Origin of the sequence: Rubrivirga sp. (assembly GCF_049648075.1) — a bacterium.
Classification (GTDB): Bacteria; Bacteroidota; Rhodothermia; order Rhodothermales; family Rubricoccaceae; genus Rubrivirga.
In genome coordinates this window covers 1-13,997 of record NZ_JBARYR010000430.1, presented here as the reverse complement: position 1 = coordinate 13,997, position 13,997 = coordinate 1, and the positions used below count along the sequence as shown (strand labels likewise).

At 65.6% G+C, this 13,997-nt stretch carries 9 protein-coding genes; 8 read left to right on the top strand and 1 reads right to left on the bottom strand.

Annotated elements, in window-relative coordinates; genetic code table 11:
• The 5 genes from WBA11_RS12295 to rplL form a co-directional block, all read left to right on the top strand.
• Window positions 1-1,674: protein kinase domain-containing protein (locus WBA11_RS12295; RefSeq protein WP_424520970.1), on the top strand; the 1,674-nt coding region annotated here is incomplete at its 5' end.
• 172 nt (window positions 1,675-1,846) lie between these two features.
• Window positions 1,847-2,284, top strand: coding sequence for a 50S ribosomal protein L11 (gene rplK, locus WBA11_RS12290; RefSeq protein ID WP_424520969.1), 438 nt, complete (start codon window positions 1,847-1,849; stop codon window positions 2,282-2,284).
• Window positions 2,285-2,385: 101 nt separating this feature from the next.
• The gene (gene rplA, locus WBA11_RS12285; protein WP_424520968.1) at window positions 2,386-3,108 is read left to right on the top strand and encodes a 50S ribosomal protein L1; all 723 of its coding nucleotides are present in this window, start codon (window positions 2,386-2,388) and stop codon (window positions 3,106-3,108) included.
• Between the two features lie 18 nt (window positions 3,109-3,126).
• Window positions 3,127-3,657, top strand: a complete 531-nt coding sequence (gene rplJ, locus WBA11_RS12280; protein WP_424520967.1) for a 50S ribosomal protein L10 — start codon at window positions 3,127-3,129, stop codon at window positions 3,655-3,657.
• Window positions 3,658-3,753: 96 nt separating this feature from the next.
• Window positions 3,754-4,131 (top strand): 50S ribosomal protein L7/L12, encoded by a 378-nt coding sequence (rplL, locus tag WBA11_RS12275; protein ID WP_424520966.1) that lies wholly within the window; start codon window positions 3,754-3,756, stop codon window positions 4,129-4,131.
• Window positions 4,132-4,241: 110 nt separating this feature from the next.
• Here rplL and WBA11_RS12270 read toward each other — a convergent pair whose 3' ends face one another.
• Window positions 4,242-4,448, bottom strand: coding sequence for a hypothetical protein (locus tag WBA11_RS12270; RefSeq protein ID WP_424520965.1), 207 nt, complete (start codon window positions 4,446-4,448; stop codon window positions 4,242-4,244).
• Window positions 4,449-4,464: 16 nt separating this feature from the next.
• Between WBA11_RS12270 and rpoB the strand changes: the two genes are divergently transcribed.
• The 3 genes from rpoB to WBA11_RS12255 form a co-directional block, all read left to right on the top strand.
• Complete coding sequence (gene rpoB / locus WBA11_RS12265; RefSeq protein ID WP_424520964.1) at window positions 4,465-8,334, top strand: DNA-directed RNA polymerase subunit beta; 3,870 nt, start codon at window positions 4,465-4,467, stop codon at window positions 8,332-8,334.
• A gap of 96 nt (window positions 8,335-8,430) precedes the next feature.
• A complete protein-coding gene (gene rpoC, locus WBA11_RS12260; protein WP_424520963.1) occupies window positions 8,431-12,786 on the top strand; it encodes a DNA-directed RNA polymerase subunit beta' in 4,356 nt (1,451 codons plus the stop codon).
• Between the two features lie 99 nt (window positions 12,787-12,885).
• The coding region (locus WBA11_RS12255) for an aryl-sulfate sulfotransferase (protein WP_424520962.1) at window positions 12,886-13,997 on the top strand (1,112 nt) is incomplete at its 3' end.

Genomic DNA, 13,997 nt, shown 5'->3' with positions numbered 1-13,997 from the left:
ATCGCGCGGCTGATCTCGGCCGGAGCTGAGGAGAGCGGACCCGCCGCCGGCCGGCCCTGGCTCGCCCTCGAGTTGGTCGAGGGCGTCGAGATCCTCGAGGCCGCCCGCGATCTCGCCCTCGAGGACCGCGTCCGACTCGTCGTCGAGGTCGCTGCCGCCGTCCACCACGCGCACCGCCGACTCGTCGTTCACCGCGACCTCAAGCCTTCCAACATCCTGGTGGCATCGGGGGAAAAGGGACGGACCGTCAAGCTGCTGGACTTCGGGATCGCCAAGCTGCTTGACCCTGGCGCCGACTCGCACTTGACGTCCCTCTACGAGTGGCGCCCGATGACGCGCGCCTACGCCGCCCCCGAGCAGGTCCGCGGCGACGACGTGACCACGGCGACCGACGTCTACGGTCTGGGTCTCGTTCTCTTCGAGGTTCTGACCGGAACTCGTCCGTTCGACGTCGAACAAGGCGTGCGCGACCTCGAGGGCGACATCTTGAAAACAGAGGCGCCCCGCCTGAGCGCGGTGTCTAACCTCGAGGCCGGCGGCGTTGACGCGCGTCGGCTGCGGGGCGACCTCGATGTGATCTGTGGCAAGGCGCTGGCCAAGGAGCCCGAGGCGCGCTACGCGTCGGCCGAAGCGTTCGGCGCCGATCTGGAGCGTTGGATCGCGGGCGAGCCCATCGAGGCCCGGCCGCCCTCGAGGTCGTACCGGGCGGGGCGGTTCGTTAAGAGGCACCGTGTTGGCGTCGCGTCGGTCGCTCTCGCGGTCACGACGGCCGTAGCCGGCGTCTCCTACTACACCGTCCAACTCGCGGCGGAGCGGGACCGGGCGGAGCTCTCGGCCTCGAGGGCGGAGAAGACGGCTGAGTTCTTGGAGTCGCTGTTCGCGGACCCCGATCCGACCGGTGCGAACCCCGGAGAGCGCACCGCGAGCGATCTCCTCGAAGCCGGCGCCTCGAGACTTCGAACCGACCTCGAGGACGAGCCCGCTGTTCTGGCGACCATGCTGGGGACGATCGGGCGCGTCGAGCGAGCGTTGGGCCAGTACGAGGACGCAGATGTGGCACTGTCCGACGCCGTCGACTTGTTCGAGCAAACAGGGGAGGACCCTCGAGGCCACCGCAACGCTCTGCTGGAGTTGGCGAACCTCCGCTACCGAACGGACGACTACGAAGCGTCGGAGCGGTATGCCCTCGCAGCGCTCCGGCTCGACTCTCTGCACGCCATCGAGCCCAGCGAGCGGCTTGCGATCCTCAACACGCTCGCGCTCACCTACTCCGAGACGGACCGACTCGAGAACGCGGCGACCGTCCTGCGTGAGGTGATCGAACGGCGACGTCAGCTCGAAGGTGACGACGTGGCCGTCGATTTGGCGTCGAACCTCAGCAACCTGGGGGTCACACTCCTAAGCCTCGGCAAGACCGACGAGGCCGAGCCGCTGTTCGACGAGTCGCTCGCGCTTACGATTCAGAGTCGTGGGCCGGACCATCCCTACGTCGCGTTCGCGCTCACCGCGCGGTCCGGCGTCCACGAAGCCCGGCGGGACTTCGGGCTCGCCCTCGAGGACATGAATCGAGCTATCGAGATCGGCGAGGCGGCGTTCGGATTGGAACACCCATTCTTAGACCACGCCCGAGGCGTCCGGGAGACTCTCGTCGCCCGGCGAGACTCAGCACGCTAACGTCCTCGAGGACGAAGAAGGACGTGGGCGGCGGCGGTGAAAGGCGGGCGAAGCCCGTCGTCTGGCCCGTTTTCTGCACCGTGTCCGGGTACCTTCTGGATCCGCCACGCTGTGCCGTGGCCTCACCTGCGCGGGAGCCGAATGACCTCGGCGTTTGCACCGCACCCCAACGATGGCGAAGAAAGTCGACGGCTTCATCAAGCTGCAGATCAAGGCAGGCCAGGCATCGCCGGCCCCGCCGATCGGCCCCGCGCTCGGCCAGAAGGGCGTCAACATCATGGAGTTCTGCAAGGCGTTCAACGCCAAGACGCAGGAAAAGATGGGCTTGGTGATCCCGGTCGTGATCACGGTCTACGGTGACAAGAGCTTCACGTTCATCACCAAGAGCCCGCCGGCTGCCGTCCTCCTGAAGAACGCCGCCAACATCAAGAGCGGCGCCGCCGATCCCCTTCGCGAGAAGGTCGGCAAGGTGACGTGGGACCAGTGCCGCGACATCGCCGAGCAGAAGCTCGAGGATCTCAACGCGACTGATCTCGACAACGCCGCGCGCATGATCGCCGGCACAGCCCGCTCGATGGGCCTGACCGTGACGGGCGCTCCCGTCGCGTAAAGAGGCTCGCCCTCGAGGACGGACCGTCCTCGAGTGAGTCCTCGCCAACCACCCGCGGGAGCCGGAGACCCCGGCGTCTGCACCGCAACACCCCCAATCCAATGGCAAAGAAAGGCAAGCGCTACCGCCAGGCCGCCGAGCTCGTCGCTGCGGCGACCGAGGAGGCCGGAGGCGCGCTCCCGCTCGAGACCGCCGCGCAGCTCGTCAAGCAGACGGGGCGCGCCAAGTTCGAGGAGTCCGTCGACATCGACATCCGCTTGGGCGTCGACCCGCGTCACGCTGACCAGATGGTCCGTGGCTCCGTCGCGCTCCCGCACGGCACCGGCAAGACCGTCCGCGTGCTCGTCTTGACCAACGAGGGCAAGCAGGCTGAGGCCGAAGCCGCCGGCGCCGACATGGTCGGCTTGGACGACTACGCCGACAAGATCCAGAACGAGGGCTTCACCGACTTCGACGTGCTGATCGCGTCGCCGGACGTGATGCCGGTCGTCGGTCGTCTGGGCCGCGTGCTCGGCCCCCGTGGCCTGATGCCGAACCCGAAGTCGGGCACGGTGACCAACGACTTGACCGAGGCCATCGAGGCCGTCAAGGCGGGTCGGATCGACTTCCGCGTCGACAAGGCGGGCATCATCCACACCTCGATCGGCAAGAGCACGTTCTCGGACGACCAGATCCGCGAGAACGCCGACGCCTTCCTCAAGGAGATCGTCCGGCTCCGCCCGGCCTCGGCCAAGGGCGCCTACGTCAAGAGCGTCACGCTCTCGACCACGATGGGTCCCGCCGTTCCAGTCTCCCGCGACGCTGCCGTCTCGGCCGTCCGCTAACCCCGACTCCCCAACACTATGTCTCTCACAAAAGAGCAGAAGACGGAAGCACTCGGGGCCATCGCCGGCCAGCTCGAGGACGCCAACACCGTCTACCTCACCGACTACCAGGGCTTGACCGTCGAGCAGGCCACCGGCCTGCGCCGCGCCTTCCGCGAGGCCGACGTCCAGTACAAGGTCCTCAAGAACACGCTCCTTCGCCGCGCGATGCAGGAGAAGGGTGGGTTCGACGAGCTGATCGACCAGCTCAGCGGCCCGACCGCGGTCGCGTTCACGAACGACCCGGCCGGTCCGGCCAAGGTGCTCAAGAAGTTCCTCGAGGACAACGACCTCGAGATCCCCCGCTTCAAGGGCGCCTTCGTCGACGGCGCGATCTACGACGAGAACAGCCTCGATGCGCTCGCGACCTTGAAGAGCAAGGACGAGCTTCTCGCCGACATCCTCGGGCTCCTCATGGCCCCGATCACCAACGTTGCGTCGGCCCTCGGCGCACAGGGCTCTGGCTTGGCCAGCGTCATCCAGCAGATCTCCGAAAAGGAGGAAGGCTGATCCTCGCGTCCTCGAGGACGACCCTCGGGGAGGCACCCTCATCCATAACACGCGGCGCAGCTTCGGCCGAGACCGCCGCAGGAACACCCCAAACACATGGCAGACATTAGCACCATCGCCGAGAGCCTCGTCAACCTCACCATCAAGGAGGCCAACGAGCTGCTCACGGTCCTCAAGGACGAGTACGGCATCGAGCCCGCCGCCGCAGCCGCCGTCATGGCCGGCCCGGCCGGTGGAGACGGAGCCGCAGCAGCCGAGGAGCAGTCGGAGTTCGACGTGATCCTCGCCGGCATTGGCGGCAACAAGATCGCCGTCATCAAGGAGGTCCGCGGCATCACGGGCCTCGGTCTCAAGGAGGCCAAGGGTCTCGTTGACGGAGCCCCGTCCCCGATCAAGGAGGGCGTCTCGAAGGAGGAGGCCGACGAGATCAAGGGCAAGCTCGAGGGCGCCGGCGCCGAAGTCGAGCTCAAGTAAGTGGGGGCCGACCCCGCGTCGGCCTCAGGTGTCTCGCCCGCCCCTCCCGGCCTTGCCGAGCGAGGGGCGGGCGTCTGCACGAACCGGCCTGGGCCTTTTGGGACGCTGTCTCAGGGCTCGGGCCGCGTGTGGCTCAGGCGGTCCCACCCCGCCAAATCCACACACACGGATCGAGCGGGACCTCGCGTTCTGCCCTGTCCGTAGCCATCGGCCTCGAGGTCGGTGGAACCCGCGTCGCCTCGACCTCGAGGACGGCGCCGCCCGGGAGCCTCGACCTCGAGGTCGGCTCCGCCGGGCACCTCGCGTCCAGCGGTCACCAACACTAGGTACGCCTTGAGCAAGACCACGAGAGCGCCCCGGCCGGCGCCCAGCGGAGAGTCCACCCGGCAATCGTTCGCCAAGATCAAATCGGCGCAGGACTTCCCGGACTTCCTACAGATCCAGCTTCAGTCCTACCACGAGTTCCTCCAGGCCAACTTGGTCCCGGAGGAGCGCGATCCTAAAAAGGGTCTCGAGGCAACGTTCCGGGAGCACTTCCCGATCACGGACACACGCGAGCGCTACACGCTCGAGTACCTCCATTTTACCCTCGAGGCACCCAAGCACTCTATCGAGGAGTGCCTGGCTCAGGGCTTGACATTCGCCTTGCCGCTCAAGGCGAAGCTCCGCCTGAGCGCCAAGGAGGACGAGGACGAGGACGAGCCCGAGGAGGCCATCCAGCAGGACGTCTACTTGGGCAACCTGCCGGTGATGACCGAGAAGGGCACGTTCGTCGTGAACGGTGCCGAGCGCGTCATCGTGAGCCAGCTGCACCGCTCGCCGGGCGTCTTCTTTAGCCAGTCGGTCCACCCGAACGGGACGGACCTGTACAGCGTCCGCGTGATCCCCTTCCGGGGCTCGTGGATCGAGTTCTCAACCGACGTCGCGAACGTGATGTGGGCGTACATCGACCGGAAGAAGAAGCTGCCGGTCACGACGCTTCTCCGCGCGCTGGGGTACTCCTCCGATGCCGAGATCGTCTCGCTGTTCGATCTCGCCGACCAGGAGGAGATCACGAACAAGCGCGCGTTCAAGAAGATGATCGGCCGCACGCTGGCCTCCAGCGTCACGGTCGAGATCAAGCACGAGGTCATCGACGAGGACACGGGCGAAGTCCTCGAAGAGCGGACCGAGCGCGAGGTCATCCTGCCCGCCGAGCACGAGCTGACGGAGGACGACTACGGCATCTTGAAGGACGCCGGCGTTCCTGGCGTCATCCTGCGCCGCGAGGCGTCCGACGACGAGGACGACGACACGGGCCTCGACATGTCGACGCTCCTCAACACGCTTAAGAAGGATCCGACGCACTCGTCCGACGAGGCGCTACGTCACTTGTACGAGACGCTGCGCAGCGCGGACGCTCCCGACGTGGACGCCGCTCGTGCGCTTTTGGACCGCCTGTTCTTCTCGGATAAGCGCTACGACCTCGGTGCGGTCGGCCGCTACCGGATGAACAAGCGTCTCGGGCTTCCCGAGGAGACCGACACGGTTACGCTGTCCAAGGAAGACATCGTCGCCATCATCACGGAGTTGGTGAAGCTCCTGAACGGCAAGAGCAACGTCGACGACATCGACCACCTGTCGAACCGCCGCGTGCGGACGGTGGGTGAGCAGTTGCAGAGCCAGTTCTCGCTCGGTCTCGCGCGCATGGCGCGGACCATCAAGGAGCGGATGAACCTCCGCGACGCGGACAAATTCACGCCCCAGGACCTGGTCAACGCCCGGACCGTCTCGTCGGTGATCAACACCTTCTTCGGGACGAACCAACTGAGCCAGTTCATGGACCAGACCAACCCGCTCGCGGAGCTGACGCACAAGCGTCGGATGTCCGCGCTCGGTCCGGGTGGTCTAACGCGTGAGCGCGCAGGCTTCGAGGTCCGCGACGTCCACTACACGCACTACGGCCGTCTCTGCCCGATCGAGACGCCGGAAGGCCCGAACATCGGCCTGATCTCGTCGCTGTGCACCCACGGCGTCGTCAACAAGTTTGGCTTTATCGAAACGCCGTACCGCGTCGTCAAGAAGGGCCGCGTGACGAAGGAGATCAAGTACTTGTCTGCCGAGGACGAGGACAAGGTGGTGATCGCTCAGGCGAACGCCCCGATCGACGAAAAGGGCACGTTCACGAACGACTTGATCCGCGCCCGCATCTCGGGCGACGTGCCCCTCGTGGCACCGGACGAGATCGACTACATGGACGTTGCTCCGAACCAGATCATTTCGCCGGCCGCGAACCTGATCCCGTTCCTAGAGCACGACGACGCCAACCGTGCCCTGATGGGCTCGAACATGCAGCGCCAGGCAGTGCCGCTTCTCCAGCCGTCGGCCCCGTACGTGGGCACCGGCTTGGAGGGCCGCATCGCTCGCGACTCGCGCGCCATCTTGGTCGCCGAGGGCGACGGCATCGTCGAGTACGTGGACGCGACCAAGATCACTGTCCGCTACGACGAGACGCCTGAGGACGCCGATGCGGCGTTCGAGGAGCCCGTCCGCACGTACCCGCTGGTCAAGTTCCGCCGGACGAACCAGGACACCCAAGTCACGCAGAAGCCGACCGTCGATGCCGGCATGCGCGTCAAAAAGGGCGAGTTGCTGGCCGACGGCGCCTCGACCGAGAAGGGCGAGCTCGCGCTCGGCAAGAACGTGCTCGTCGCGTTCATGCCGTGGAAGGGCTACAACTTCGAGGACGCGATCGTTATCTCGGAGCGCGTCGTCAAGGACGACATCTTTACCTCGATCCACATCGAGGAATTCGAGCACCAGGTCCGCGACACCAAGCGCGGCGAGGAGGAGCTTACGCGTGAGATCCCGAACGTCTCCGAGGAGGCGACCAAGGACCTCGACGAGCGCGGCATCGTCCGCGTCGGCGCTGAGATCCATCCCGGCGACATCATCGTCGGCAAGATCACGCCGAAGGGCGAGACCGACCCGACGCCGGAGGAGAAGCTGCTCCGCGCCATCTTCGGCGACAAGGCCGGCGACGTCAAGGACGCGTCCCTGAAGGCCAAGCCGGGCATGAACGGCGTCGTGATCGACACGATGTTGTTCTCGCGCCGCAAGACCGACGCCATCACCAAGAAGGCGGAGGAGAAGCGACTGGAGGAGATCGGGCGTCAGCTCGAGCGCGAGGTCGAGGCCCTGCAGCAGTCGTTCTACGAGCGCTTCTTCGCGCTCATGGGCGCCAAGAAGGCGGGTTCGGCCGTCGAGTTGCGCGATGGAACGGTCGTGGTCTCGGAGGGCGCCAAGCTCAGCAAGACGGCCTTCAAGGCCATCGAGCCGGCCGACCTCAAGATCCGCCAGGCGTTCACCAAGGACGACGAGACCAACCGCGCCGCCTGGAAGTTGCTCGCCAACTACCAGCGTCGTCACCAGGAGGTGACGGGCTCCGCCGAGCAGGAGGAGTACCGGATCCAGATGGGCGACGAACTGCCCCCGGGCATCGTCCAACTCGCCAAGGTCTACGTCGCGAAGAAGCGCAAGCTTCAGGTCGGCGACAAGATGGCCGGGCGTCACGGCAACAAGGGTGTCGTCGCGAAGGTGGTCCCCGAAGAGGACATGCCGTTCCTCGAGGACGGCACGCCGGTCGACATCTGTCTCAACCCGCTGGGCGTCCCGTCCCGAATGAACCTCGGGCAGATCTTCGAGACGCTCTTGGGCTGGGCCGGTCAGCACCTCGGTGAGACCTACGCCACGCCGGCGTTCGACGGCGCCTCGATGGACGACATCCAGGCCAAGCTCCGCGAGGCCGGTCTCCCTGAGGACGGTCGCGCGCAGCTCTTCGACGGTCAGACCGGTGAGGCCTTCGACCAGAAGACGACGGTCGGGCAGATCTACATGCTCAAGCTGTCCCACCTAGTCGACGACAAGCTCCACGCCCGTTCCATCGGCCCCTACTCGCTCATCACCCAGCAGCCGCTCGGTGGCAAGGCGCAGTTCGGTGGCCAGCGCTTCGGCGAGATGGAAGTCTGGGCGCTCTACGCCTACGGCGCTTCCAACGTCCTGCGCGAGCTCTTGACCGTCAAGTCTGACGATGTCCAGGGCCGCTCGAAGGCCTACGAAGCCATCGTCAAGGGCGACAACATCCCCGAGCCCGGCATCCCCGAGTCGTTCAACGTCTTGCTCCGCGAGATGCAGGGACTCGGCCTCGAAGTCAAGATCGATTAGGGATTGGGGGCTGCGTCCTCGAGGTCGGACCATCGACCGCGAGGACGCGCCCGACAGATCCCCGACCCCTAACCCCTAATCTTAAAACCCCCAGATATGGCATTCGGCATCCAGCCGGCTCAGCCGGCCCCGAAGAAGTACTACAACTCGATTACCGTTAGCCTGTCGTCGCCGGAGACGATTCTGGAGCGGTCGTTCGGCGAGGTTCTCAAGCCGGAAACGATCAACTACCGCTCGTTCAAGCCGGAGAAGGACGGCCTTTTCTGCGAGAAGATCTTCGGTCCTGTCAAGGACTGGGAGTGCCACTGCGGCAAGTACAAGCGGATCCGCTACAAGGGCATCATCTGCGACCGCTGTGGCGTCGAGGTGACCCAGAAATCGGTCCGCCGTGAGCGGTTCGGGCACATCACGTTGTCCGTACCGGTCGTTCACATTTGGTACTTCAAGAGCCTGCCGAACAAGATCGGCGCGCTCCTGGGCATGAAGTCCAAGGACCTCGACAAGGTCATCTACTACGAGGCCTACGTCGTCGTGAACCCCGGTGGGGCGGTCAACCTCGGCATCGAGAAGGGCCAGCTCCTGACCGAGAACGAGTACTTCGACGTCCTCTACCAGATTCGCGAGGACAACAACCGTCTGGCCGACGACGACCCGGAGAAGTTCGTCGCCATGATCGGTGGCGAGGCTGTCGAGGAGCTGCTCAAGCGTCTCGACCTCGATTCGCAGGCCGTGGAGCTCCGCTTCCAGGCCCGGACCGAGACGAGCCAGGCGCGTAAGGCCGAGTCGCTCAAGCGGCTGGGCATCGTCGAGGCGTTCCGTGGGGCGAACGCCAAGATGGAGAACAACCCGGAGTGGATGGTCATGAAGGTCGTCCCGGTGATCCCGCCGGAACTGCGTCCCCTCGTCCCCCTGGAGGGCGGACGGTTCGCGACGAGTGACCTCAACGACCTCTACCGGCGTGTCATCATCCGCAACAACCGCCTCAAGCGCCTGATCGACATCAAGGCGCCAGAGGTCATTCTCCGCAACGAGAAGCGGATGTTGCAGGAGGCCGTCGACTCGCTGTTCGACAACTCCCGCAAGGCAAACGCCGTCCGTAGCGACAGCAACCGCGCGCTGAAGTCGCTGAGCGACATGCTCAAGGGCAAGCAGGGCCGGTTCCGCCAGAACCTGCTCGGCAAGCGCGTCGACTACTCGGGCCGTTCGGTCATCGTGGTCGGCCCGGAGCTCAAGCTCCACGAGTGCGGTCTGCCCAAGCAGATGGCGGTCGAGCTGTTCAAGCCGTTCATCATCCGCAAGTTGATCGAGCGCGGCATTGTCAAGACGGTCAAGTCCGCCAAGAAGGTGGTCGACCGCCGGACGGCTGACGTGTTTGACATCCTGGAGAAGGTGATCGACGGGCATCCCGTGATGCTCAACCGCGCACCGACGCTGCACCGTCTGGGCATCCAGGCGTTCCAGCCGGTGCTCATCGAGGGCAAGGCGATCCGCCTGCACCCGTTGGTCACGACGGCGTTCAACGCCGACTTCGACGGCGACCAGATGGCCGTCCACGTGCCGCTGTCGCACGACGCCGTCCTCGAGGCGAGCATCCTGATGCTGGCGTCGCACAACATCATGAGCCCGGCGCACGGTGGGCCGGTGGCCGTCCCGTCGCAGGACATGGTCTTGGGCATGTACTACATGACCAAGTTCCGCAAGGGCGAGAAGGGCGAGGGCATGTTGTTCTCGACCACGCGCGAGGTGCGCCAGGCGTTCGACCAGAACGTCGTCGCGTTGCACGCGGGCATCAAGCTCCGTCTCAACGAGGACGAGTTCGAGGGCGAGGGCAAGGCCGGTGAGATCATCGACACGACGATCGGCCGAGCGCTCTTCAACGACATCGTCCCGGACGGCGTCGGGTACATCAACCAGGTCCTGACCAAGAAGAACCTCCGCGGCATTATCGCGGGCGTTTTCAAGGCGACGGACTTCCCGAAGACGGCGACCTTCTTGGATCGCGTCAAGGATCTCGGCTTCGGCCAGGCCATGTTGGGCGGGCTAAGCTTCTCGCTCTCCGACATCGTGGTGCCGGAGGCGAAGACGACGCTCTTGAAGGAGGCCGAGGACCGGGTCGATGACATCCGCTCGAACTACGAGATGGGCTTCATCACCGAGGCCGAGCGCTACAACCAGGTCATCGACGTCTGGACGTCGACGAACAACGAGATCGCGACCGTCCTGTACGACGCGCTCAAAGAGGACCAGGACGGGTTCAACGCCATCTACATGATGGCTGACTCCGGTGCTCGTGGTTCGCGTGAGCAGATCCGTCAGCTCGGCGGCATGCGTGGTCTCATGGCCAAGCCGCAGAAGTCGGCGGCGGGCTCGGCAGGCTCGATCATCGAGAACCCGATCAAGTCCAACTTCAAGGAGGGCCTGTCGGTGGCCGAGTACTTCATCTCGACCCACGGTGCTCGTAAGGGCCTGGCCGATACGGCGCTCAAGACGGCCGACGCCGGTTACCTGACCCGTCGCCTGGTCGACGTGTCCCAAGACATCTCGATCCAGTCGTCTGACTGTGGCACGTTGCGAGGCGTCCGCATGGAGGCGCTCAAGGACAACGAGGACATCGTCGAGTCGCTCCGCGACCGCATCGTCGGCCGCGTGTCGGTCCACGACGTGCGCGACCCGGAGACCGAGGAGGTCCTCCTCCGCCGGGACGACATGATCACGGACGAGATCGCGGACCGCATCGCGGAGACCTCGATCGAGACCGTCGAGATCCGGTCGGTGTTGGCCTGTGAGGCCACGCGCGGCGTTTGCACGCTGTGCTACGGACGTGACCTAGCGAACGGCCGCATGGTCCAAGAGGGCGAGGCCGTGGGCGTCATCGCGGCGCAGTCCATCGGCGAGCCCGGTACGCAGCTCACGCTCCGGACCTTCCACATCGGTGGTACGGCCAGCCGCATCGCGGCCGAGTCGACGATCGAGACGAAGTTCGGCGGCAAGATCGCGTTCGAGAACCTTCGGACGGTCGAGACGAGCGAGAGCAAGAACGTCGCGCTCGGTCGCTCCGGCGAAGTCCGCGTCCTCGATGCGGATGGCAAGCAGCGCATCTCCTACACGATCCCGTACGGCGCCGACGTCATGGTGACGGAGGGCCAAGTGGTCGAGAAGGGAGACGTGGTCGCGACCTGGGACCCGTACAACTCGGTCATCATCTCTGAGACCGCAGGTACGCTCCGGTTCAAAGACGTCATCGAGGGCACGACCTACCGCGAGGAGTCGGACGAGCAGACCGGCTTCCGTGAGAAGGTCATCACCGAGACGCGAGAGCGTGCGCTGACGCCGTCCCTCGTCGTCGAGGGCGGACGTGAGTACACGATGCCCGTCCGTGCGCGCCTCCAGGTCAACAACGGCGACGAGATCACGGCGGGTACCATTCTCGCCAAGCTCCCGCGTCAGTCGGCCGGTACCCGTGACATTACGGGTGGTCTGCCGCGCGTCATCGAGCTGTTCGAGGCTCGTCAGCCCTCCGACCCGGCGGTCGTGACGGAGATCGACGGCGTCGTGTCGTTCGGCGGCCGTAAGCGCGGCTCCCAAGAAGTCATCGTGACCTCGAAGGACGGCGCGACAGAGAAGACCTACCTCGTCTCGCTCTCGAAGCACTTGCTCGTCCACGAGAACGACTTCGTCCGTGCGGGCGAAGCGCTCTCCGACGGCCAGATCTCGCCGCAGGACATTTTGTCCATTCTCGGGCCAACGGCGGTCCAGGAGTACCTCGTCAACGAGGTGCAGGAGGTCTACCGCTTGCAGGGCGTGGGCATCAACGACAAGCACATCGAGGTGGTGGTCCGCCAGATGATGCAGAAGGTTCGGATCACGGACCCGGGCGACACGCCGTTCTTGGAAGAGAACCTGGTCGACCGGATCAAGCTCGAGCAGACCAACGACGCGCTCTACGACACCTTCGTGGTCGTCGATGCGAGCGAGTCCGAGTTGGAGATCGGGCAGTCGATCAACCGCCGCCAGCTTCGCGACGCCAACTCGTCGCTGAAGCGGGAGGACAAGCCGGAGATCGAGGTCCGTGAGGCGCAGCTCGCTGTCGCCGAGCCGGTCCTTCTGGGCATCACCCAGGCCGCTCTCAAGACGAACTCGTTTATCTCGGCGGCCTCGTTCCAGGAGACGACCAAGGTGTTGACCGAAGCTGCGATCGCGGCCAAGTCGGACAACCTGCTCGGTCTCAAGGAGAACGTGATCATCGGGCACCTCGTCCCAGCGGGCACGGGCCTGCGGAAGTACCGCGACACCGTCGTGGGAAGCCGCCAGGAGCTCGAGGCGCTGCAGGCGACGCAGGACGCGCTCGACCGCGGCCTGTCGTCCGGCGACGGCGACATCTTGGGCGCACCGGCCTCACCGGCCGCGGCCGACGACGACACGCTGGCCGAGATCAACCGCCGCTTGGGGTAACGTCCTCGAGGCCGACGACCCACGCCCCGGCTGCTTCGGTAGTCGGGGCGTTTGCGTTCGTCCTCGAGGACGAGCAGCTTGGTCCGCCCTCGAGGGCGAGTGGCCCGGTCCGTCCTCGAGGTCGGCTGGCGGGCGCGGCGTGCCGTGCCCCCACACGTGATCCGGGACGTCCCTGCCAACCGTAGGCAGACGGCGTGCCATGCCCGCGTTCGTCTCGAAGTGGCGTTCGCCCTCGAGGGGTACCGCGACCTCGAGGGCGAGCGAGGCCGGTCGTATCGTTCAGGCTCGCATACCCTTTGGACCATGCTCCGTCCGTCCTCGAGGTCGATCCTCCTCTTCGCCGCTCTAGTGAGTGTCGCCGCGTGCGACCAGTCGCCCATCGAGGTCGACCCGCCGGCGGGTAGTGAGCTGATCACGTCGTTTCAGTTGGCGGTCAACCCGTCCGGCGCGGCGCCCCTCGGCGCTGAAATCCAGATGACGACGAGCCGGACCGTCTCGGCGCAGATCACCGTCGTTGGCGACGGAGGCCCAGACATCACGCATCGGTTCGACGACCTCGAGGGCGCGTCCACGATTCCCGTGTTGGGGCTTTACCCCGGGCGTGCGACGACCGTGCGGCTGGAGCTGTTTGGAACGGGAGGGGAACTGCTCGAGACGCGAGAGCAGCAGGTGACCGGACAGGCCCTCTCGTCTGACTTTCCCGAGATCGACCTCGAGGTCGCGACGGCTGAGGCCGTGCCCGGGGTGACGCTGGTGAGCTACTTCGGCCACAACAGCGACATCACGCCGCAGCGGCCCTTCGCCTTCGACGCCGAAGGCGACATCCGGTGGGCGCTCGATTTCCGAGGTCATCCCGAGCTGGGCAACCTGTTCTTCGACAACGGCGTGGAGCGGCTGGCGAACGGCAACCTTTACTTCGGGAGCAACAGCACCGACAAGATCTACGAGGTCACGATGCTTGGTCGCGTGGTGCGGTCGTGGACGATGCCCGGCTACGGGTTCCACCACAACGTTAAGGAGACCTCGAGGGGGACGTTCGTCTTGACGGCCGAGCTCCAGAACGCGGCGACGGTCGAGGACCAGGTGATCGAGATCGACCAGGCCACGGGCGCGATCGTGACGGAGTGGGACTTGCGAAAACTCCTCGACCAACGTCGCCAAACATGGCCCACGGCGTTTTCCGACATCAACGTCGACTGGTTCCACGGCAA

Coding starts and splice junctions, on each gene's coding strand:
- rpoC (WP_424520963.1), top strand. CDS start 8,431: ATGGCATTCGGCATCCAGCCGGCTCAGCCGGCCCCGAAGAAGTACTAC.
- rplK (WP_424520969.1), top strand. CDS start 1,847: ATGGCGAAGAAAGTCGACGGCTTCATCAAGCTGCAGATCAAGGCAGGC.
- rplA (WP_424520968.1), top strand. CDS start 2,386: ATGGCAAAGAAAGGCAAGCGCTACCGCCAGGCCGCCGAGCTCGTCGCT.
- rplL (WP_424520966.1), top strand. CDS start 3,754: ATGGCAGACATTAGCACCATCGCCGAGAGCCTCGTCAACCTCACCATC.
- rplJ (WP_424520967.1), top strand. CDS start 3,127: ATGTCTCTCACAAAAGAGCAGAAGACGGAAGCACTCGGGGCCATCGCC.